The 20,504-nt window shown below is 59.1% G+C and carries 23 protein-coding genes; 8 read left to right on the top strand and 15 right to left on the bottom strand.

The window, feature by feature from the left end; all coding sequences use genetic code 11:
- Nucleotides 1–511 precede the first annotated feature (511 nt).
- From ACFSYH_RS00430 to ACFSYH_RS00410, 5 genes are read left to right on the top strand one after another with little or no spacing between them, the layout of a single operon-like run.
- Nucleotides 512–2,002, top strand: coding sequence for a cytochrome ubiquinol oxidase subunit I (locus tag ACFSYH_RS00430; RefSeq protein ID WP_377464441.1), 1,491 nt, complete (start codon nt 512–514; stop codon nt 2,000–2,002).
- A gap of 32 nt (nt 2,003–2,034) precedes the next feature.
- Nucleotides 2,035–3,078 carry a cytochrome d ubiquinol oxidase subunit II gene (gene cydB / locus ACFSYH_RS00425; RefSeq protein WP_377464440.1) on the top strand — a complete coding sequence of 348 codons (1,044 nt, stop codon included), beginning with the start codon at nt 2,035–2,037 and terminating at the stop codon, nt 3,076–3,078.
- A gap of 3 nt (nt 3,079–3,081) precedes the next feature.
- Nucleotides 3,082–4,863: a thiol reductant ABC exporter subunit CydD gene (cydD, locus tag ACFSYH_RS00420; RefSeq protein WP_377464439.1), complete on the top strand. Its 1,782-nt coding sequence runs from the start codon at nt 3,082–3,084 to the stop codon at nt 4,861–4,863.
- Nucleotides 4,850–6,808 carry a thiol reductant ABC exporter subunit CydC gene (gene cydC / locus ACFSYH_RS00415; RefSeq protein ID WP_377464438.1) on the top strand — a complete coding sequence of 653 codons (1,959 nt, stop codon included), beginning with the start codon at nt 4,850–4,852 and terminating at the stop codon, nt 6,806–6,808. The genes cydD and cydC overlap by 14 nt, the downstream gene beginning before the upstream one ends.
- Nucleotides 6,805–8,073 carry a sensor histidine kinase gene (locus ACFSYH_RS00410; protein ID WP_377464437.1) on the top strand — a complete coding sequence of 423 codons (1,269 nt, stop codon included), beginning with the start codon at nt 6,805–6,807 and terminating at the stop codon, nt 8,071–8,073. Before cydC ends, ACFSYH_RS00410 begins: the two co-directional genes overlap by 4 nt.
- Nucleotides 8,074–8,549: 476 nt before the next feature.
- Here ACFSYH_RS00410 and ACFSYH_RS00405 read toward each other — a convergent pair whose 3' ends face one another.
- Nucleotides 8,550–9,179 (bottom strand): response regulator, encoded by a 630-nt coding sequence (locus tag ACFSYH_RS00405; RefSeq protein WP_377465217.1) that lies wholly within the window; start codon nt 9,177–9,179, stop codon nt 8,550–8,552.
- Between the two features lie 192 nt (nt 9,180–9,371).
- On the opposite strand from ACFSYH_RS00405, the gene ACFSYH_RS00400 reads away from it, so the two are divergent.
- Complete coding sequence (locus ACFSYH_RS00400; protein ID WP_377464436.1) at nt 9,372–10,271, top strand: NAD(P)-dependent oxidoreductase; 900 nt, start codon at nt 9,372–9,374, stop codon at nt 10,269–10,271.
- A 128-nt stretch (nt 10,272–10,399) separates the two neighbouring features.
- Here ACFSYH_RS00400 and ACFSYH_RS00395 read toward each other — a convergent pair whose 3' ends face one another.
- The 5 genes from ACFSYH_RS00395 to ACFSYH_RS00375 form a co-directional block, all read right to left on the bottom strand.
- The gene (locus ACFSYH_RS00395; protein ID WP_377464435.1) at nt 10,400–10,603 is read right to left on the bottom strand and encodes a hypothetical protein; all 204 of its coding nucleotides are present in this window, start codon (nt 10,601–10,603) and stop codon (nt 10,400–10,402) included.
- An 82-nt stretch (nt 10,604–10,685) separates the two neighbouring features.
- Nucleotides 10,686–11,231: a ClbS/DfsB family four-helix bundle protein gene (locus tag ACFSYH_RS00390; RefSeq protein ID WP_377464433.1), complete on the bottom strand. Its 546-nt coding sequence runs from the start codon at nt 11,229–11,231 to the stop codon at nt 10,686–10,688.
- A gap of 71 nt (nt 11,232–11,302) precedes the next feature.
- On the bottom strand, nt 11,303–11,926 hold the full coding sequence (locus ACFSYH_RS00385) for a GyrI-like domain-containing protein (RefSeq protein WP_377464432.1): 624 nt from the start codon (nt 11,924–11,926) through the stop codon (nt 11,303–11,305).
- 156 nt (nt 11,927–12,082) lie between these two features.
- On the bottom strand, nt 12,083–12,565 hold the full coding sequence (locus ACFSYH_RS00380) for a GNAT family N-acetyltransferase (protein WP_377464431.1): 483 nt from the start codon (nt 12,563–12,565) through the stop codon (nt 12,083–12,085).
- Between the two features lie 232 nt (nt 12,566–12,797).
- Complete coding sequence (locus ACFSYH_RS00375; RefSeq protein ID WP_377464430.1) at nt 12,798–13,286, bottom strand: hypothetical protein; 489 nt, start codon at nt 13,284–13,286, stop codon at nt 12,798–12,800.
- 132 nt (nt 13,287–13,418) lie between these two features.
- Here ACFSYH_RS00375 and ACFSYH_RS00370 point away from each other — a divergent pair, with 132 nt between their 5' ends.
- The gene (locus tag ACFSYH_RS00370) at nt 13,419–13,703 is read left to right on the top strand and encodes a putative quinol monooxygenase (RefSeq protein ID WP_377464429.1); all 285 of its coding nucleotides are present in this window, start codon (nt 13,419–13,421) and stop codon (nt 13,701–13,703) included.
- 48 nt (nt 13,704–13,751) lie between these two features.
- Here the strand turns inward: ACFSYH_RS00370 and ACFSYH_RS00365 are convergent, their stop codons facing one another.
- The 7 genes from ACFSYH_RS00365 to coaD form a co-directional block, all read right to left on the bottom strand.
- On the bottom strand, nt 13,752–13,928 hold the full coding sequence (locus tag ACFSYH_RS00365; protein WP_377464428.1) for a hypothetical protein: 177 nt from the start codon (nt 13,926–13,928) through the stop codon (nt 13,752–13,754).
- Nucleotides 13,929–14,143: 215 nt separating this feature from the next.
- A complete protein-coding gene (gene mutM, locus ACFSYH_RS00360) occupies nt 14,144–15,067 on the bottom strand; it encodes a bifunctional DNA-formamidopyrimidine glycosylase/DNA-(apurinic or apyrimidinic site) lyase (RefSeq protein WP_377464427.1) in 924 nt (307 codons plus the stop codon).
- Nucleotides 15,060–15,791, bottom strand: a complete 732-nt coding sequence (gene rnc / locus ACFSYH_RS00355) for a ribonuclease III (protein WP_377464426.1) — start codon at nt 15,789–15,791, stop codon at nt 15,060–15,062. Before rnc ends, mutM begins: the two co-directional genes overlap by 8 nt.
- A gap of 38 nt (nt 15,792–15,829) precedes the next feature.
- A complete protein-coding gene (rpmF, locus tag ACFSYH_RS00350; RefSeq protein ID WP_019147623.1) occupies nt 15,830–16,024 on the bottom strand; it encodes a 50S ribosomal protein L32 in 195 nt (64 codons plus the stop codon).
- A gap of 2 nt (nt 16,025–16,026) precedes the next feature.
- Nucleotides 16,027–16,518: a YceD family protein gene (locus ACFSYH_RS00345; RefSeq protein ID WP_377464424.1), complete on the bottom strand. Its 492-nt coding sequence runs from the start codon at nt 16,516–16,518 to the stop codon at nt 16,027–16,029.
- Between the two features lie 358 nt (nt 16,519–16,876).
- Nucleotides 16,877–17,377, bottom strand: a complete 501-nt coding sequence (locus ACFSYH_RS00340) for a hypothetical protein (protein WP_377464423.1) — start codon at nt 17,375–17,377, stop codon at nt 16,877–16,879.
- Nucleotides 17,374–17,952 (bottom strand): pantetheine-phosphate adenylyltransferase, encoded by a 579-nt coding sequence (gene coaD / locus ACFSYH_RS00335; RefSeq protein ID WP_377465216.1) that lies wholly within the window; start codon nt 17,950–17,952, stop codon nt 17,374–17,376. The genes ACFSYH_RS00340 and coaD overlap by 4 nt, the downstream gene beginning before the upstream one ends.
- A 9-nt stretch (nt 17,953–17,961) precedes the next feature.
- Here coaD and ACFSYH_RS00330 point away from each other — a divergent pair, with 9 nt between their 5' ends.
- On the top strand, nt 17,962–18,663 hold the full coding sequence (locus ACFSYH_RS00330) for a GNAT family N-acetyltransferase (protein ID WP_377464422.1): 702 nt from the start codon (nt 17,962–17,964) through the stop codon (nt 18,661–18,663).
- A 117-nt stretch (nt 18,664–18,780) separates the two neighbouring features.
- Here the strand turns inward: ACFSYH_RS00330 and ACFSYH_RS00325 are convergent, their stop codons facing one another.
- Both ACFSYH_RS00325 and rsmD read right to left on the bottom strand, forming a co-directional pair.
- A complete protein-coding gene (locus ACFSYH_RS00325) occupies nt 18,781–19,644 on the bottom strand; it encodes a hypothetical protein (protein ID WP_377464420.1) in 864 nt (287 codons plus the stop codon).
- 256 nt (nt 19,645–19,900) lie between these two features.
- Entirely contained in the window at nt 19,901–20,488 is a 588-nt protein-coding gene (gene rsmD, locus ACFSYH_RS00320) for a 16S rRNA (guanine(966)-N(2))-methyltransferase RsmD (protein ID WP_377464419.1), read from the bottom strand.
- Nucleotides 20,489–20,504: the final 16 nt, after the last annotated feature.

The raw sequence follows: 20,504 nt of genomic DNA, 5'->3' as shown, positions 1-20,504 counted from the left end.
GTTCGCGGTTGCGTCGAGCGATGTGTGGCCAATGGGGGTGTGGTTCCCCGAGCCTTTTCAAGTATCGCACAGCGCCACCTCGAAGCCGCGAGAAGAGACGTACACCGCATTGGCCATTTCATGGGCCCTACGGACTTCGTTCCCTGGACTGCACCCGCGCCATAGGGCGTGCACTCGGGCGTGTCGCACGCAACATCGCGCCCGCCCCCTGGGGAACAAAGTAGCAGTGCGGGGTGTAGCGGTCTCGCGAGGCAGAGCCCTACCAGAGCATAAGCGGATGCAGTTCCCCAGAATCAGCCCTGGGGCAAAGGTCCCACATAGTGACAGATCATGACCAAGTGTCAGTTACTGTTCAAAGCGGGCGGAGACGCACCCAAACGAGGACAAGAAAAACGAAACTCCACCCTCACATCACAGCGATTGCGGGACCAATGTCCCAAGAAAATCTCGGAACAAAGAATACGGTCGATTCGTATAGTTTTCGCATATCCCCCAGCCCGTACGGAGAACCATGGAAGCCCTTGACATTGCACGGTGGCAATTCGCCATCACAACCGTGTACCACTTCTTCTACGTTCCGCTCACGATCGGCCTATCCGCCCTCGTCGCGATCATGCAGACGATGTGGGTGACGAAGAAGGACGAACGCTGGCTCAAACTCACCAAGTTCTTCGGGAAACTCCTGCTGATCAACTTCGCGATCGGTGTTGCCACCGGTATCGTCCAGGAGTTCCAGTTCGGTATGAACTGGTCCGAATACTCGCGTTTCGTTGGTGACGTCTTCGGAGCACCGCTCGCAATGGAGGCGCTCGCCGCGTTCTTCGTCGAGTCGACCTTCCTTGGGCTGTGGATCTTCGGTTGGGATCGCCTGAACAAGAAAGTGCACCTGGCATGCATCTGGCTGGTGGCGATCTCCACGACCCTGTCCGCCTACTTCATCCTGGCAGCCAACTCGTGGATGCAGCACCCGGTTGGTGCGATCTATAACCCTGAGACTGGCCGCGCGGAAATGACCGACATAGTTGCGGTCCTGACCAACTCAACCGTGCTCGCCGCATTCCCGCACACGATCACCGCAGCGTGGCTGACAGCGGGCACCTTCGTGGCAGGTATCGCCGCCTGGTGGATGGTGCGCGAGAACAAGCGTGGGCGCAAGGAGCACGCGGACATGTACCGCTCCGCATTCCGCCTTGGTCTGATCACGATGATCATCGCCGGCATCGGACTCGCAGTCTCCGGTGACTTCCAGGCAAAGCTCATGTTCCAACAGCAGCCCATGAAAATGGCCGCAGCCGAAGCGATGTGCGAAAGCCACCCCGAAGGCGGAACCCCATTCTCGATCTTCTCAGTCGGCGACTTCACAAACGACTGTGAGAACGTGAAACACCTCATCGAGATTCCCGGCCTGACCTCATATCTCGCCAAAGGCGACTTCAACGCCCCACTCAAGGGAATCAACGAACTGCAGGAGGAATACGCTGCCAAGTACGGCGAGTTCGACGCCAACGGCAACAAGATCGACTACTCACCGAACCTGACGGTTACCTACTGGTCCTTCCGCCTCATGATCGGTTGGGCAGCAGGCTCCGCAGCCCTCGCATTGGCTGGCCTGTGGCTCACCCGCAAAAAGCAGTCCGCGAGCGCCAAGTGGTTCGCAACTCTCGGACTCGTTGCCATCCCCATGCCGTTCCTCGCCTCGGCGTTCGGTTGGATCTTCACCGAGATGGGACGCCAGCCGTGGATCGTTGCTCCGAACCCGAACGGTCTGCCGGATATCCGCATGCTCACCGCAGACGGTGTGACCACGGCCCAGGGGGCAGGCGTCGTTGCCGGCTCGCTCATCATCTTCACCATCATCTACACCGTGCTGACGACCGTGTGGGTTCGCCTGATCTGGCGCTACATGGCACACGGTGCACCGGAGACGGTGACCGACGAATCGCCAGAAGCCAACCCAGACCGTGAAAAAGACGCGGATGCCCCGCTCTCGTTCGCGTACTGAGTGACCGGACAAAGGATTAAGGAAAAGAACACATGACTCTCGAAATTCTTTGGTTCATCCTCATCGCCATCCTGTGGGCCGGATACCTCGTGCTCGAAGGATTCGACTTCGGTGTCGGAATGCTCCTCGGCATCCTTGGCAAGAAAGAAAAGGACCGTCGACTCCTGATCAACACGATCGGCCCTGTCTGGGACGGTAACGAGGTGTGGCTACTGACCGCCGGTGGTGCAACCTTCGCGGCGTTCCCCGAATGGTACGCAACGATGTTCTCCGGGTTCTACATTCCGCTGTTCATCATCCTGATCGCTCTGATCGTGCGTGTCATGGGCTTCGAATGGCGGTCAAAGATTGAAAAGGAATCATGGAAGCGCAAGTGGGACATGTGCCTCATCTTCGGTGCGTGGGCTCCGTCCATCCTGTGGGGTGTAGCTTTCGCTAACCTCGTGCGCGGTGTGCATCTCGATGAGAACCACCAGTACGTTGGCGGATTCTTTGCGCTACTCTCGCCGTTCGCGCTGCTCGGCGGTGTAGTGACCACCCTGCTGTTCCTCCAACACGGAGCGATCTTCATTTCCTTGAAGACGGGCGGCGAGATGCGCGTTAAGGCTCGTGCGCTGGCCGGTAAGTTCTCGCTCGCCTCCATCGTGGCCGCGGGAACCTGGGCGGTATGGGCGCAGGTTGCCTACTCCTCGGCCGCATGGACGTGGGCCGCGGTTGTTGTCGCAGCAGTCGGTCTCATCGCGACGTTCCTCGCGAACGCAAAGGGCCGCGAAGGTTGGGCGTTCATCTGGTCTGCCGTGGCCATCGTTGCAGCGGTCGTACTGATCTTCGGTTCGATGTTCCCCAACGTCATGCCAGACATCAACGGCCTGTATTCACTGACCGTAGAGAATGCTTCCTCGACCAAGTACACGCTGACCATCATGACCTGGGTGGCTGTGGCTCTCGTACCGGTTGTCCTGCTCTACCAGAGTTGGACATTCTGGGTGTTCCGCAAGCGCCTCACAGTGGACCACATCCCAGACGCGATCGGTCTACCGTCGCTTTCGGTGCCAAAGGCAGAGCTTCAGGACTGATTCTTGAAGCCTCTTGACCCAAAGCTCCTCAAGTTAGCGGCTCCGGCACGCTGGTACGTCATCCTGACGGCAGCGTTCGGGGCCGCTTCCGCGGCTCTTGTCATCGCGCAAGCGCTGCTGATTGCCGCTGCCATCGCTCCCGTGATTTCGCAGGGCAGGTCTCTCTCGGATGTGGCGACGCCGCTCTACCTGCTTGCGGGTGTTGTTGTGGCCCGCGCGCTCGTGACCGGGTTGTCGGAGCGATATGCACACAGAGCATCTATCGCAGTCATCATCGATCTGCGCCGCCAGGTACTCTCCCGGGCAATCGCGCTTGGCCCACGCTGGCTGTCGCTCCCGACACCGTCTGGCTCGAACGGCCTCGACGTGGTCAACCTCGCAACCCGTGGCCTGGACGATCTACGTCCCTACTTTGTGCGCTACCTCCCCCAACTTCTGTTGAGCGCAACCGTCACGCCAGCGGCAATTGCCGTGGTGTTCGGGATCGACTGGATCTCAGGCCTCATCATTGTGGGCACGATCCCGCTGATCCCCATCTTCATGATTCTGGTGGGCTACCTGACCCAGAAGACCTCCGAGAAGCGCCTCGCCACAATGTCGCGGCTTGGCTCCCAGGTGCTCGACCTCATTGCCGGACTACCGACCCTGCGCGCGTTTGGCCGCGAGATTGGCCCCATCAAGCGGGTCAAGCAACTCGGTGAAGCCTACGCCCGCTCCACCATGCGCACTCTCCAAGTCGCGTTCCTCTCAGGCATGGTGCTCGAACTTCTCACCACACTCTCCGTGGCACTGGTTGCCGTAAGCGTGGGCCTGCGGCTCGTCTACGGATACATCGGCCTTGAAATGGCCCTAGTCATCATCATGCTCGCCCCCGAGGTCTACCTCCCGCTGCGCAACGTCGGCACCCAATTCCACGCGAGCACCAACGGAATCGCCGCCTTCAATGCAGCGGTCGAAGTTCTTGAACAGACTCCCCGTCCAATCGGAACCCGACGCTGTCCCGCTCTCGACAACGCCTCATTCACGTTCAGGGATGCGAGCGTTGCCGCTCCGGGCCGCGAACTGCTCGCTCCAGCCGGATTGAACGCCCGCATAGAACCTCACCACATCACGGCAATCACCGGAGCATCTGGCGCGGGCAAGACCACCTCGGTGCTTGCCCTGCTCGGCTTGGTTGCGCTCGATGGTGGTTCGATCACGGTCGAAAGCGCTGATGAGTCGGTACCCGTGGATCAGATCGAACCACAATCACTGTGGTCGCAGGTCACCTGGCTGACGCAGCGCGCTCCCCTGCCTCCGGGACCCCTGCACGCTGCACTCCTGGCAGATGCACAGCCAGGTCACGCCACCACCACCGCGCACGTCGAGTCCACTACGTCCGCCCTACATCGCGCACTGGAGATGTCTGGGTTCGATGAGGTCGTGGCAGAACTGCCCGAAGGCCTCGACACCGTCATCGGTTCAGGTGGACTCGGACTGTCGGTGGGCCAGCGCCAACGTCTCGTCCTTGCTAAGGCTCTGCTCAGCAGTGCGCCGGTCCTCATCCTCGACGAACCGACCGCGCATCTTGACGCAGCCACACAAGACCGTGTTCTCACCGCACTCGATTCACTACGCGCCCAGGGCCGCACGATCATCGTGATTGCACACCGCGAAGCCCTCATCGCCCGCGCCGACCACGTGATCGAAGTGTCGGCGCAACACATTGTCTCCGCTGACGTGCCCAAGGCAACGCCCAGCGAGTCCACCGCGGGGCGAAAGGAGGGCTCTCATGTCGACTCCTGATCAGACCTCACCGTCTCGCAACTCGCTTCGTGAGAGTTACGCTTCCGTCCACGACGACGCACTACCCCCAGCACCCCTGCGCCGGGCCATTGCACTACTCGACATCTCTCGCTCAGAGGTTGCCCGTGCGGTACTCATGGGTGTCATCTCACTTGGCTCATCGATCGCCCTTGCAGCGATCTCCGCATGGTTGATAGCTCGTGCATCCCAGATGCCACCGGTCATGCAACTGACCGTCGCGACCGTTGGCGTGCGCATGTTCGGCATCACGCGCGGCCTGTTCCGGTATCTTGAACGGCTGGCCACGCACTCGGTTGCGCTCAAGGGCATGGCTTCGCTGCGCACGCACATCTATGCGCGGCTGGCCACCGGAAACGCCCAGACCGCCGCAACGCTACGCCGCGGTGACCTGCTCGCTCGCGTCTCCGCGGACGTGGACGCGGTGGGCGATGTGGTGGTGCGCGGTATCATTCCCGCGCTCGTAGCAGCCGTTCTGTCGATGGGCTCGGTCGTGTTTGTCGGCTTATTCCACATCCCCGCGGCACTCGCTCTCGCCGTATGCCTGCTGCTCGCCGGCGTGGTTGCGCCGTGGCTCGCACAGAAGGCAGCCCGTGCAACGGAACTGCAGTCCTCGCAGGCTCGCACAGACATGTCGGTGCTCTCGCACGAACTCGTGTCGAACAGCGCCGAGTTGGCCGTCGCTGGTTCGCTGAATACGTCGTTCGAGGCCCTTGCCGGCATCGAGCAGCGCATCTACCGGGCAACGGACCGTGCCGCCCGCTACGACGGTCTAGCCCAGGGCATCTTCACGTTCGCGCTGGTCGCCTCCGCATTGTCAGCAGCCATTCTGGGCATCCCGAGCGTCGTGTCCGGCGCACTCGCTCCGGTTGAGCTCGCGGTCATCGTGCTCACCCCACTCGCGATCTTCGAGGTGCTGCAAGGCCTTCCAGCGGCGGCAGTTCAGGTGCACACCTCACGTACCGCTGCGTCCCGGATTATGCGGCTTCTCGACGAGTCAGGCGGCCACTCCGAGCACGTAACCGGTGAGTTTGCGGTCGAGTTGGAGGACGGGCTTGCGCCCGTCACCAACCTGTTGCGCCCAGACTCCGGCCAGCCCTCCCACGGCGAACACAGCGCGGACCGTGAGGTGGGGCTGGAAGATGAGGACTCGTCGAAAAGCAAACGAACCGAAGTGCACCTGCGGGCCGAAGCGCTCACCACCGGCTGGCCCGGAACGACGGTGCTGAGCGGTCTGGAACTCGACCTTGCGCCGGGAACGACCGTCGCCCTCGTGGGACCGTCCGGAACTGGCAAGACAACCACCCTCATGACGCTTGCCGGGTTACTCGACCCACGTGCCGGTCAGGTCACACTGAACGGCACGCCGCTGGGCGACCTGGACCTCCACGAGGTTGCGCGAGATGTCGTGTTCCTCGCCGAGGATGCGCACATCTTCGAGACCACTGTGCTCGAAAACCTCCGGGTAGCCCGAGGAACCACGACCGAGACAGAGGCCGAGGAGGCGCTGACCGCAGCGGGACTCGGCTCCTGGCTGGCAGCCCTGCCAAACGGAGTCAACACGATGCTTGGCGCAGGCGCAACCACCATCTCCGGCGGCGAACGGCGCAGGCTTCTCCTTGCGCGCGCGTTCTGCTCCACCGCCCGGGTACTACTCGTGGACGAACCAGCCGAACACCTCGATCCCGCCACTGCGGACACGCTCATCGTGGAGATGATCGCCTCAAACCGCAGCGGAACGAGCGGACGTACGATGGTGATCGCAACACACCGGCTCTCTCCCATGGCTCACGCAGATGAGGTACTCATCCTCGAACACGGAGTTGTGCGAGACCGCGGCACCCACCACGAACTCATCGAACGCGACGAAACCTACCGCACCGCACTTGCGGCTGAGGCCCAAGAACCCCAAGGAGCTACCTCGTGAACCCTTCAGAAGCCGACGCAATCGAACGCGAAAAATGGTTGAGCGCCGGAGCAGAAATCACCACGATGCTGCTCCAAGGGCTCCCCGAGGAAGACGTTCTCGAACACATCGTCACGCTCGCCCGCGACATCGCTGATGCTGACGCGGCCGCACTCGTGCTCCCCGGGCTCAAAGGGGAACTCGTCGTGGAGATCGTCAAGGGATGGGGTGCTGAGGAAGTACTCGGCATAACCATGCCTCGCGATGGACTGTCCTGGACCGCTCTCAAGAGCGGCAAAGCCCGGATCGTGCCGTCCCTCGCACAGGAGCGCAACATCATCACGCCGCAACTGCGGAAGTACGGTCCCGCGCTTTATGCCCCCATGGGTACGCAGGAGAAACCCGTTGGCGTCCTGGTGTTGCTGCGCCGCGAAAGCCAGGAGTCGTTCATCTCGAAGGACCTCGAACGGGCCACGACCTTCGCTGACCAGGCTGCCCTCGCGCTCGTCGTCTCCGAGGCCCGCCAAGCGCAGGACATGGGCAAGCTCGTGGAGGAACGCGAACGCATCGCCCGCGACCTACACGACCTTGCCATTCAACAGTTGTTTGCCACCGGTATGCAGCTTGAGGTCGTCCGCCGCCGCGCCGCCCGTGGACTCGATAAGGCCGGACTTATCGCGATTCTCGACGAAGCCCTCGACAACATCGACAACTCCGTACGCGAGATCCGTTCCATCGTCCACTCCCTACGCGACCCCGACGCAGCGACAGGACTCGTGGAACGGCTCCGCCGCGAAGCCGCCCTAGCCCGTACCGGCTTGGGATTCGCTCCGTCACTCGTGATCTCACTCGATGGCAACGACCTCGGCGCATTGGACGCCGAGGAACAGACCATCGACGAACTCGTGTCCAAACACCTGACCGATGACACGCTCGCAGTGTGCCGCGAGGGACTCGCCAACGCCGCGCGTCACGCCCAAGCCCAGTCAGTGCAGATTCGCGTGGCCGTGACCTCACCGCAGGCCGCTTCCGACGGAGTTGGCTGCATCGATATCCAGGTCGAGGACGACGGGATCGGCCTCAAGTTCGTGTCTGGCCGCAAGTCAGGCACCTGGAACATCTCCGCACGAGCGCGGCAATACGGCGGCACCTACTCGCTGGAGAACTCACCATCCGGGCGCGGCGCGCTACTGCAGTGGACCGCGCCGCTCAAACCGCAACGCATCGAGGAAGCACCGCAGGTCATCACGTCAACCACGGAGTGGACGGTCCCCTCGGACTCGTAACTCGGTCATGTACCTCCCCTTGCTGATCTCCCTATTGCTGAGAGTTACCAAAAGCGCACTCACACTACGTGAGAGTACGGATTAGGTCACTCTCAAACGCACACGCACACTGCGAGTGCACAATCGGGACACACCGCGAGGGACGAAACTCGGATGATGCATCCGAGAACCAACACCGAAGGGGTGGCACTGGCTTCACGGCTGGTGTCGCCCCTTCGGCTTTCCGCATCGCCGGTCTCTCCCCTCTCGGCGAACCAGTGCAGGATTGGAAGAAGTGACGTGCACGCATCAGCACTGATTGAAACGTTTAAGGTTGCCGCAGAGATATGTCCGGTTGGCTGAAGCAGCCCCGACAGATTCCTCGGAACCCTGACACCTCCGCCTAACGACGACGAGCCGGCAGGTGAGTTTTTGGCTCACCTGCCGGCTCGTCGGCAATATAGAGAGTGCATGCTCTTCATGCACGCAAAATGGAACTAGATGGTGCCCGGCTCACTCGACCACGCGTGGTTCTTGCGAGCCGCAACCCACGCGGCGACCTGGGTGCGACGCTGCAGGCCCATCTTCGCGAGCAGCGAAGTGATGTGGTTCTTCACCGTCTTCTCCGCGATCGACAAACGCTCCGCGATCTCGCGGTTGGACAGGCCCTCGCCGATCAACTCAACCACACGCAACTCGCTGGGAGTGAGGTCCTCGGTTGGGTCGTCGTTCTCCTTACGGCGACGAGTCACGGTCCGCTCATCAAGCAAAACACGACCCGCGGCAACCGCGCGAACCACCTCTGCGATCTCGGCCCCACGCACAGACTTCAACACATATGCTGCAGCGCCAACCTCAAGGGCAGCCGCGAGCGCGGTGTCATCATCGAAGGAAGTCAGCACGATCGCGCGAATCTCGGGGCTCTTAGCGCGCACCGCACGCATCAGATCAATCCCCGTTCCATCAGGAAGCTGCAGGTCAACGAGCATGACTTGTGGACTCACAAGTTCAGCACGACGCACACCCTCAGCAACACTGCCGGCCTCAGCGACAATACCCATTCCCTCGGAACGGTCAATTACCTCAGCGATACCGCGACGGACGACCTCGTGGTCGTCAACAATCATCACGCGGATGTCACCGATGCTTACGTTGTTATTGTTCTCCACCCCTTGATTCTATTGGATAACCGGGTATTTCGGGGGCAGCAACTGCCGGTTGGGCGGACAAATAGTGGCTGATATGGAAAGGTTGATCAGGTGAAAGTACTACTACCTACATCGATCCCTTTGTCCCTGCCCACTTTTCCTGGTGTCTCGGTGTTTACCTACGCTCCCACCGAACCGGTTCCCACTGAACATGAGGATGCCGATGCGCTTGTGGTCTGGGGAAACACCCGCAAACAACTTTCCGATAGCGCTGCTCGACTCCACAACTTGCGATGGGTCGCGGCGCTGAGCGCTGGCGTGGACGTGATTGAGGCGGCAGGATTCGCGCCAGAGGTCGTCATCACAAACGGTTCCGGGCTGCACGATGGTCCCGTGGCCGAACACACGCTCATGCTCTCGCTGGCCGCGGCTCGCCGGTTTGATCTTGCGTATGGCGCCCAACTCGAAGGACGCTGGGCCAAGGAACTCTGCTGGGCGCAGCCTGTCGGTGTTCAGCGCGATGGTTCAACGTTTCCCGGATTGGGCACGCTGGCTGATGCTCGGATCACAATCTGGGGTTTCGGTTCCATCGCGGCGTCCTTGGCTCCTCTTTATAGGGCACTCGGCGGCCACGTCACCGGGATCGCTAACTCGTCTGGTGAACGCCACGGGTTCCCCGTTGTGAGTGGAGCTGAAATCCTTGAGGTGCTGGCTGAGACGGATCTGCTCGTGAACATCTTGCCGTCACTGCCCAGCACGGAAAAGATCATCTCGACTTCGGTATTTGAAACCCTGCCAAATCATGCATGGCTCGTGAACGTTGGCCGTGGTGCAACCGTCGACGAGGATGCTCTGGACCAGGCGTTGCGTAGCGGTCAGATCGGTGGTGCGGCGCTGGATGTTTTCGCGCGCGAGCCACTACCCACTGAATCCCCACTGTGGACTGCACCCAACGTGCTCATCACCCCGCACGCTGCTGGCGGACGGCCCGTGGGAGCATCAGAGTTCGTGGCCAAGAACGTTCAGCGTTTCCTTGCAGGAGAGCCACTTATCAACACGATTGAACGGTAGAACTCAACGCCAGATCAGTCGAAGGCATCAAACATTCAACTGATGTCCCAGTTCACGCCGACATGCAGTAAACATATGGACACCCTCGCATTTCGCTCGAATACGAGGGTGGTTGTGTGCGGTATCGACTAGGTGCGTTCGCGTTTCAGGTTCTTGAATCCTTGCCAGATTATGCCTGCGCCCATCAGAGCGACGATGCTGATCAAAGCAGTTGAGACTACGTGTGTTTCGGCGAACACGAGCGTGAGGATCGCAGCGACCAGGATGATGCTTCCAAGAGGCAACAACACCTTCGCGGGCGGAGTCTGAGGTTCTTCTTGTGGTTGGCTCATACAGGTGATCATAGCGGTCCATCTCCCGAGAGTAGGCTCTCTGGGCAATTCTCACCACTACGCCGATGAGCGGCCACAAGCATTAGGTAGACGAGCGAAGCGCTTTGATGTGTACACGTATCTTCTTCGTGGCCCATTCATAGTGACTGGACGTCGCAGACACGCAGTACGAGCCGAGACTGGTCGTGCCGGTCCATGGAAAGTACTGCTTCTCGAACAACTCCTGGTCGGTGAAGCTGTCGATCATATTCATCAGTCGCCTATGACTGCGCTCAAGCATGTTCAAAGCGTCTTCAAGGGAAGTCCCCTGATGTCTTCGCAGGAAGTCCTGATTCATTGCACCATACGTTCGCCAGTTATATGGCGCTGGAAGAAATGGTTGCTGTTTGCCGTCTTGGTGTGCAACAACCCACGTAAGCAGAAGTTGATGCCACTCATGTAGGTGGATGAGCACGTCACGCAGGTTTTGATCACGAGTCCAATGCGCTTCCCTACCCGCGAGATCAGGTCCGAAATCAAATTCGACAGAACGCTCTTCCAAGCTCATCGAGTCGATCAAATCCTGGAGCGTCCTGTACCTAGTGTCTGAGACCTCAAGAAGTTCTGCTTTGGTTGTCGGCCTGCCCATGCAAGCATTCTCACACGTCAAAACCTTGCTTTGAGAGGGCCAACGGCCCACCCTCGAAGAGCCATCGAGGCTTATGCGTACTCAACCGGCTGGCGGAGGATCGTACGCAATTTCTCGGGTGCACTCTTGCGCGGATCGCTGAGGTAAATCTCGTGGTGCTTCTTCGTGAGCTGCAGTCCGTGTCCAGGAATGTACTCGGTGTGTATCCGTTCGAGAACGGGGCCTTCGTCCTCGAATGATCCAATGTGCAGTGTCTGCACGCATAGGTCTTCTGTGTACTCCTCAAAACGGATGTCGTGTAGGCGAACTGGCATTTGCTTTTTGGCCCCGACAGCGCTGACCGCTGACTCGACATGTGCGGTGGTCAACCATTGCGGAACCATCAACATCATGGTCCAGTCCCATTGGGTCTTGTCACGGGACTCGGTGAACGCAGACATGTCGTCCGCCCACCACAGCCCTTCGAGTGGTGGGACCACGTAGTCACGCTCGAGTTCGCGTTTACTCACGAACTTCAGGGTGTAAGCAACCGGATACAGTGCCTCAAGCGCCTGCGCATATGAGGTGGAGGTGTTGGGGTCACCATGCCCATCAATCATCAGATACGATATGGGCGGTACTTCGACGAGACGAAGCTCTCCATGCCGCGCATGGTACGCATCGAGCGTTTTCTTGAAGTCAATCTTCTCCGCCATGCCTTCTCTTCCTAGCTGCCCAGTGGGGTTCGAGAGTGCTAGTTCCAGCACCTACAGATGAACAGGTAGCCTAACCAATTCCAGAGACCACGTCACGGTGCACACCCACGCAGATCGGGAGCGTTGGAACGCACGATTCACTGCGTTGAAGTCTGCCTAGCTCTCCAAGGTCAACCCGTAGTAGACACTATGCGGGTCTTCTTTATAGTCTGCGAAAGGCTCACGGATCACAAAACCATGCCGCTCGTAGAGCCTCCGCGCCGCCGCGAAGTAGGTTTCGGTTCCAGTCTCGAGATTCACCTCTGCAATGCCTCGAGCTTTCGCTACCTCAAGTATGTGGCTGAGGATCGTTGCTGCGACTCCTTGTCCGCGTGCGCGCGATGCCGTTCGCATTGATTTCAGTTCGGCTGTACCGTTCTCATATTGCTTCAGCGCGCCAACCCCGAGCAGTTCTCCGCGTTCCGATTCTCGTGCACTCCAGAACGTGATTGTGGGATGTAGCAACGCGGATATGTCCAGAGCGTGCACGCTCTCTGCCGGAGAGGTCGCGTACATCTCTTGGAGGTGTTCGTTAAGCAGTCTCGTAATGTCGGGGGTACTTGGGTTTTCTATTGCGATGAGCATTCCGAGATAGTACATGCACCCCAGCTTCACGTTTTCTTGCCGTCCATGACGGCTCTCATAGAGAGGCCCCGGGACTTCGTATGTAGCCTCTCGGTTACGCTCTATTGTTCAGTGAATTTGACGCTCAGAGTTCACGTCAGCCAAGAGTCTCGCTGCTAGATCAGGTCTCGCTCGTTCTATGTTGGACATGACGCGAGTGAAACGATCTTCTGGCAGCGCTGCCAGAGCGCGGATAAATGCTGGCAGTTCATTGCGCCGCCGGATCATTAGGGGGTTCAGGAGGTCCGGTATATCCCTCCACCGAGCACCGTGATCCAGTTCCATGATCGAGACTACGTTGCTCAGTCGTCCATTCCCTTCCCTCTTCGATGAGGATATCCAGGGCCTCGTCGTCCCAGGCGATCGTTGTCAGGGCAGCCTGGATACTGGTGTGGTCCCCAAACCTAGCGAGCCATTCAGGTAGTACATCGGCAGCCGCTTGAGCGAGAGCCTGCGGCGTAAAGTTACGCAGCGCGCCATAAGCCGCTTCATAAATGCCATAATCATCGAGCGGTTGCAGCGACCATAGAATTGCTCGCGCGACAGTGTCATTCGATAGCGCCTTGGCATTGTCTTCTAGCGAATCAAGCATCTCGTAGTACCGGGCGATCTCAGCTTGATGCTCTGCTTCTTCGGCTGGGGTGAGTGGTGGAGCGTCATCCTGATGGATGCTCCCACCGATTCGTTGCAGTTCCACAGCCCAATGTTTGTCCAGCAGATCCACTGTGATACTCCCCTGTCGTTCCCTATGGCTCTTAACATTAGTCGACCTTGTTGTGGCCCAAACTCATATTGAGACACTTATAAACCCGCACAGTACAGTGGGTTCATGGATTCCCCGAACAACCAGATTGTGCTGACTGGCCGGCTCATTTGCTCAGACACACAGGAGGCCGATATCGTCCGAGAACACCTCGAACAGCACATCCAACTCACTCGCGCCGAGCCAGGGTGTGTACTCTTCTCAGTTGAGCAGTCAGATAATCCGCTTATCTGGACCGTCCACGAGATCTTCACTGATCACGACGCATTCGAGACTCACCAAGCCCGAGTTCGCGCCAGTGCGTGGGGTAAAGCAACCTCGTCCATCGCACGCGACTACTCGATCACATAGCATTTTGAGCTTCCTACTGCCTCAAATCATGCAGTAGCGCCTGAGCTTTCACCGCATCTCGCTCCTTGGTGATTCCCGCGGCGATAGAACCTGCAAAACCTCAATCAACAGCAATTGGGGTGCAACGATCTGCCATTCAGCTTCCTCAAGGCGCTCTTGGACTTGCATTGCCCTCGGAAGAGCAAGCAGTAGTTCGAGAGCAGCGGAAGTGTCGAGAACGATCACCACGATTCCCGCTCAGCACGCACCGATTCTGCCGCTGTCTCACCGTTGTAATCATGTATCTGACGCGCCGAGAGTCGCGTCAGAAGTTCATTGACACTTGGACGTTCAACTGCGCGACGCAATTCATTCAGTGCAAGTTCCGAGAGAGCAATACCCTCAGCAGCAGCGAATCTTCAGTGCGCGATCAATTGAGCCCGCCTTGAATAAGTATCTCGTCAGCGGGTAGAGCGTGGTTTCGGCTGGCATTTCGGGCACCAGAACGATGACCGGTTCATGAAACTTGAACGGCGCATCGGAGTTCCACACCGCAGGCACGGCTCGTTCTCACGTCCATACGCGTTGAGGGACCGAGAGAAATACCCTGATTCCCCGTTGACGTTCACGTACAGAGCGTCGAATGAGGTGCCACCCTGTCGCAGCGATTCAGTCATCACATCGTGAGCATGATTCAACAGCGCAGCGACTTGGCTGCGGCTGAGCCGTGCGGCTGGGCGCTCACCATGAATACCGGCTCGCCACAGAGCCTCGTCAGCGTAGATGTTGCCAACACCGGACACCACGGCTTGGTCGAGCAGCACCTTTTTGATGGCGGAGGACTTGGCGCGAATCCGCTGGTTCAACTCAGCACGCTGCGCGGTACCGTCGGCCAGATAGGGGTCAAGGAGGTCACGGGCAATGTGTTCCACAATCCGAGGGACACCGGCGACCGTGGTGCCCAAGCCACCGGGAAGCCCGTCAACGGTTTCAAGGACATCGCTCACGGCCAGATAGCCGAACGTACGCTGGTCCACGAAATCCAGGACCAACGGCTCCTCACCCGATAGCCATATGCGGACTCGGCCGTGGCGGGGTAAATCCGGCTCCTCGGCATCGCGGGATTTCAGTAACAACTGCCCGCTCATGCCCAGGTGCCCAACCAATGCGGCACCTGTATCCACCAACCCGAGCCATAGGAACTTTCCACGTCGAGCCACGTACTCGATCTGTTGCCCGGCAAGTTGCGCTTCAAAGTCGGCTGGCCCACCAGCGTGCCTGCGCACGGAATAGTCCCGGTACACCTTAGCTGCGGTTATGTGCTTTCCGACGATATGGCGTTCGAGTCCGTCGCGTACGGTTTCGACCTCAGGTAGTTCAGGCATTTTTCTTGAGCTTGGCGTCCTCTAACGCTTTGAGAGTGCGGTAGGCATTCTCCGCGGCTTCCTGTTCGGCGTGCTTTTTAGCGCTGCCGGTTCCGGTTCCGTATGCTTTACCGTCCACAATGACGGTTGAAGTGAACGTGCGTGCATGATCGGGTCCGTCACCGGCATTCTCATAAACCGGTGCTTCGAATCCGAGCCGTGCGCATATCTCTTGGAGCGAGGTCTTCCAGTCCAAGCCCGCACCAAGGTCAGCGGCTTCGTGGAGGATGTCGTCGATGAGCGAGTGCACGAATTTCTGTGCGACCTCAAGCCCATGAGTCAGGTAGACGGCACCAATGAGCGCTTCAACGGTGTCCGACAGGATCGAGTCCTTATCACGTCCACCGGTTCGAGTCTCACCCTTGCCCAGCAGGATGTACTGTCCGAGTTCAAGTCGGCGAGCGATCTTTGCAAGCGGGCGCTGTGAAACTGTTGCAGCACGCATCTTCGCCAGATCGCCCTCTGGACGTTCTGGATACTCAAGATACAACGCCTCAGCGGCAACGAGCCCAAGAACAGAGTCGCCGAGGAACTCAAGGCGCTCGTTTGTGGGAATGCCGCCTGCCTCATGTGCGAACGACCTGTGCGTCAGCGCTAGAACAAGAAGCTCGGGGTCCAAATGGACCCCGAGCTTCTTGAGAAGTTCTGACGCCGGCGTAACTTGTCGAATTTTCTTCGAAGCCACCGGAGTTTCCTTCCAACTGTGTCGGTATTAGACCCGAATCAGTTTGCGTGCTCGGTGCGCAGCGCCTCGGCGTACTGACGGCCCTTGTAGGTACCGCAAGTTGGGCACGCAGTGTGCGACAACTTGTCGCCCTTGCACTGCGGGCACGTGGTGAGGTTCGCTGCGGTCGTCTTCCACTGCGAACGACGCGCACGGGTGTTGCTGCGCGACATCTTGCGCTTTGGAACAGCCACGGCTAGCTCTCTTTCGTCTCGTTGAACAGGCTCTGTAGCGACGACCACATTGGGCCGCGCGCCTCGTGTGCGTGTCCTTCCTCATCTGCCAGTCGCACCCCACACTCAGAGCACAATCCCGGGCAGTCCGGTGAACACAACGGTTGAAATGGTAGCGCGAAAACCACAGAATCGCGAAGCAGAGGCTCCAAGTCGATCTGATCGTCTTCCAGAACTACGATCTCAGCGTCCTCTTCAGCCTCTTCCTGAGCAACTTTAGCGCGTTCGGGGTAGAAGAACAGTTCCGAGAACGAGGCGTCAATATCGTAGACGACCTCATCAAGGCACCGTGCACACTCCCCGACTGCTTCACCTGCAATGGTTCCGCTGACGAGAACACCCTCAACAACCGACTCCAGTCGAGCATCGACCTCGATCGGACTGTCTTGGGGAATTCCAATGACTACCGTTCCAAAACCATCGCTGGCCTGGAGATCCAAGGAAACTTCTCGCATAGATCCCGGGCGACGGCTGAGCTCCAAAACATCGAGCACAAACGGCGAACGTGGATTGTTTGCGATGATGAACTCCCTTATTACTCTCACGTAGCTAATCTCCCGGCTCGCCTTTTACGGCATGCCATTCGACCAGACAATCGTGAACGGTCAAAACATTGGCCCCACACTTGGCGGGACCAACAGTTAAGTCTACGTTACGGCGTGAGTCTTCCCCAAGCCTTGCGCCAGAAAACCGTGGTGACAACCAACACACGCATGCTGCGCTCTCAGGCCACCAACTCGTCGGCAATCAGCAACAGCCACACCACAACCGCCACCAGGCGGCTACGACCAGACCGCAACCAGCCCAGTAAAACTACTCACCCGCCTCATCCAGGCGCTGTGCCAACTTGGTGCGACCAGCCTGAACCTGAGCAAGCAACTTACCCAGATCAATCTCGAAGTCAGCCAGGCGGCGATCGCAGTAGTCATCCGCGTCTACCATCAGCCTGTGCGCAACACCCTGCGCCTCAGACACGATCCGCTGCGCCTCGGCCTCCGCCTGCAACACAATCTGCTGCTGGCTGACCAACTGCGCCGCACGTTCCCGTGCCGAACCGATGATCTCCTCAGCCTGAGCCTGCGCGTCCTCGAACACCAGCGACGCATCCGAGAGCACCTCGTCGGCGCGTGTGATCTGCGTGGGCAACGCCTCGCGCAGTTCATCAAGCAGGTCCAGCGTCTCGTTCCGGTTCACCAAGACCGAGGAGGACATCGGCATGGAACGGGCCCGCTCAATCACATCGGTCAGCGCATCGATCAGTGCGGGCACGCCAAGTTGCTCGCCCTCAACAAAAGTTTCGCGGGAATCGTTCATTGCTCATCCTTACGTGACGTGTCACGGATATACAGGTTCTTCTCGGCCATTGCCTGCTGCATGGCCGCATAGACGGGTTCAGTGACCATATCGGCAACTTCACCCCCGAATCGCATGACATCCTTCACAAGTGATGATGCGATGTGCGCCACCTCCGGTCGCGCATGCAGGAAGATGGTTTCCACACCCGTCAGATGATGGTTCATGAGCGCCATGGGGGTTTCGGCATCAAAATCACTGGCTCCCCGGATGCCTTTCACAATCGCGCTCGCCCCAACAGATGTGCAAAAGTCCACAAGAAGACCGGGGACCTCTACCACTTCAACGTTGGGGAGATGCGCTACCGCATCCGTTGCAAGCGCCACGCGCTGCGGCAAATCGAACAGCGGTGTTTTCGACGAATTGCGCGCAATTCCAACGAAAACACGGTCAAAAAGCGCGGCGGCTCGCTCGATCACGTCGAGATGTCCGAGCGTAATCGGGTCGAATGAACCGGGGCATACAGCAATACTCACGTAACTCACGGTAGTACACCTTGGTGGGCCGGGCGTGATTTTCCGGCGCAAACACGTCATGATGGACGCATGGGTTTTTCGCTTCAAGTACTTGAATCGCCAGAACAACTCACGGAGTTCTACAACTCCGTGCTTGCGCCGTCCTTCCCGCCCACGGAGCTTGTTGATCTTGAGGAGTTCGTCGAGTCCTGCAACAACGATTACCTGCACGTAATCGGGGCCGTAAAAGACGACGAGATCATCGCTGGCGCAGTTGGCACCACCCCAACCCAAGAGGGCGTCATGCTCCTGCTGTACCTCGCGCTTCAGCCCGGCCTGCGCGGCAGCGGGGTTGGTGGTGCTCTGCTGGATTATTCGATCAAGGCGTGGCGCGAGTTGTTCAACCCGACCATCGTCATGGCCGAGGTCGAGCACCCCACCTATCACGCTCCATCCGAGGAGCACGGCGATCCAGCCAAGCGCCTGCGTTTTTATGCGCGGCATGGCGGCAAGATTTTGGATATCCCATACTTTCAACCATCCATCCGCGAGGGCGAGCCTCCCGTTCCAGCGCTCATGCTTGTGACCCTGTGGGTTGCTCCTGAAACCTATGTGGGTGAAAACCTGATCGCTGCGTGGCCGTTGCGCGCCGCTTTGCGCCGCGAACTCGTGGAGGCGTGCGACCCCGAGTTCGCACCGTCGCTGCGGGTTGAGGAGTCAGTTGCCGGGGATTCGGTGCGGCTGTTTGAGCCTGATGAGTTGGATCAGGTTCCGGTTGGGTTCATCGACTGATTTTCTGATTGCCGACGATACGGCTGGGATCGCAGGTTCGCCTGCGGTTCCAGCCGTTTGTGTTTGTGCGGCGGGATGCCTGAGTAGAAGGTGTTCCGGTCTTGCGTTACTCAGGGTTCAGTCTCGAACCACCCGGGCGATGCGTTCGCGGTCAACGGGCAGCCGGAAACAGTATTCGAGTGCCGCGGTGAGCGTCCGTTCGGGGTTCTTTAGGTAGGCCCGGTATCCGCGCGCCCAGAAGTCTCCCTCAAGGTTGTCGTAGAACGTGGGATCGACGTAGGCAAGTTCTCTTAAACGCACGGGGTCGATCTCGTATAGCGCGCGTGTCAAGCGTTGCCTTAACTCGTCCGGGAATCTTCTGCGACGCAGCCGCGGAACAACTCCTTGGCCGAAGAGCCCGTTGCGTGCTGCCCGTCGAGCAGCCTCAGCATCCCAGAGCTCCGGCGTGGGCTGGTTGAGCCAGTGCTGGAGTGTCTGGTGGTACTGGCTTTGATCGAACCGAAGAAGGTCCGTGTCATGTAGCGGAGAGAACGCCCAGCCGATGGTTTCATCTTCAGTTTCATAATCAGGCCCCACCCAACCGAAGCCGCTCCAGGTCACATAATCGGCCTCAAAGGTAACGGTGCACGCCACATAGCTGCACAGTTCATCGCCGCAAAAACACGTCAGCAGGGGGATCTTGTCATAGGGGAAATACCCAGGACTGGCACCATAGGCTAGCGACATTCCCCCGAGCCCCAGGGAAAACTCCCCTTGGGAGTTCTCCTGCGCTACTACCAACTCCTCAGGGGTTTGGATATTGGTATATTGTCCGAGCCACGAGGCGATTAACCACTGACCCCAAGTTTCCTTGGCGACCCGAGTCCAGAGGGGTTCGCCATCAACCAACAAAGCCTTGAGCAGGCCGATTGAAGCCATGCGCCGGTGCGTGTTGGGCCAGTACTGGGCTTCAAGACGGGCGTCGAGTTTGTTGATCGTCACACGTTCATTATCGCTCGGCCAAGTAACGGTAGGGGTCTACGCGAAGGGGCGTCTGAGCGGAAGGGCTCCCGGGCGGATAGGCTGCGTCAGCCGTGGGGTGCCCGAGCGGAAAGGGAACGTAGCCGCTCTGTGGATCTTGCCATCTCATAATCGTTGGGGCATTTTTCGTCCACCTGCCTCCTAAAAACATACGTACCCGGGAGAATTTGGCCCCAGCGAGTATGAAGCATGGTGGAAGAGACAGTTTGAGGTATGTTCAGTCGATGACCGGTTGGGAGCCCGTGTGTGGGTCTGGCAGGTCCGGTTCGTAGTAGAACACGGTGGTTTCGCCGTAGTTCTTCTCCGTGATAAGCCGCCACGAGGCCGGATAGGTTGGTTTAGGGCTACGACTTGAACGCTCAACCACGACCACCCCCGACTCATGCATGGTGGCTTCGAGGTTCGCGAGGATCGCGGTAAGGGATTCGTCCGAGAAATCGTACGGAGGGTCTAGGAACACGACATCCCACGGGCGCGGTTGAGCCCGTGTCACATAGTTCTCGGCCTTTTCCTGCACGACTGCTACATTCTCGAAGCCAAGGATCGTCACGTTGCTCTGGCAGATCTGTGCTGCGGCCCGGTGTGCCTCAACGAGCACAGCACCGCGGGCTCCCCTGCTTACTGCCTCAAGCCCTAGCGCCCCGCTACCTGCGAAAAGGTCGAGCACCTGTGCATCTTCGAGCACGTCATAGTGGTCGAGCCGGGAGAAGATCGCCTCGCGCACGCGTTCGCTTGTTGGGCGGGTTCCCTTCGGTGGGACTTTGAGGGCTCTTCCGCCAGCGGTGCCGGCAACGATTCTTGTCACCAAAAGAGTCTAAACG

This window comes from Populibacterium corticicola (assembly GCF_042683685.1).
GTDB classification, from domain to species: Bacteria; Actinomycetota; Actinomycetes; order Actinomycetales; family Cellulomonadaceae; genus Timonella; species Timonella corticicola.
This window is presented reverse-complemented; position numbering and strand designations above follow the sequence as displayed.

Coding starts and splice junctions, on each gene's coding strand:
- coaD (WP_377465216.1), bottom strand. CDS start 17,952: ATGACGTGTTTGCGCCGGAAAATCACGCCCGGCCCACCAAGGTGTACT.
- ACFSYH_RS00380 (WP_377464431.1), bottom strand. CDS start 12,565: ATGTACTATCTCGGAATGCTCATCGCAATAGAAAACCCAAGTACCCCC.
- ACFSYH_RS00430 (WP_377464441.1), top strand. CDS start 512: ATGGAAGCCCTTGACATTGCACGGTGGCAATTCGCCATCACAACCGTG.
- ACFSYH_RS00345 (WP_377464424.1), bottom strand. CDS start 16,518: ATGCGAGAAGTTTCCTTGGATCTCCAGGCCAGCGATGGTTTTGGAACG.
- cydC (WP_377464438.1), top strand. CDS start 4,850: ATGTCGACTCCTGATCAGACCTCACCGTCTCGCAACTCGCTTCGTGAG.
- mutM (WP_377464427.1), bottom strand. CDS start 15,067: ATGCCTGAACTACCTGAGGTCGAAACCGTACGCGACGGACTCGAACGC.
- ACFSYH_RS00330 (WP_377464422.1), top strand. CDS start 17,962: ATGGGTTTTTCGCTTCAAGTACTTGAATCGCCAGAACAACTCACGGAG.
- ACFSYH_RS00340 (WP_377464423.1), bottom strand. CDS start 17,377: ATGAACGATTCCCGCGAAACTTTTGTTGAGGGCGAGCAACTTGGCGTG.
- ACFSYH_RS00370 (WP_377464429.1), top strand. CDS start 13,419: ATGGATTCCCCGAACAACCAGATTGTGCTGACTGGCCGGCTCATTTGC.
- ACFSYH_RS00390 (WP_377464433.1), bottom strand. CDS start 11,231: ATGGGCAGGCCGACAACCAAAGCAGAACTTCTTGAGGTCTCAGACACT.
- ACFSYH_RS00405 (WP_377465217.1), bottom strand. CDS start 9,179: ATGATTGTTGACGACCACGAGGTCGTCCGTCGCGGTATCGCTGAGGTA.
- ACFSYH_RS00395 (WP_377464435.1), bottom strand. CDS start 10,603: ATGAGCCAACCACAAGAAGAACCTCAGACTCCGCCCGCGAAGGTGTTG.
- ACFSYH_RS00385 (WP_377464432.1), bottom strand. CDS start 11,926: ATGGCGGAGAAGATTGACTTCAAGAAAACGCTCGATGCGTACCATGCG.
- cydB (WP_377464440.1), top strand. CDS start 2,035: ATGACTCTCGAAATTCTTTGGTTCATCCTCATCGCCATCCTGTGGGCC.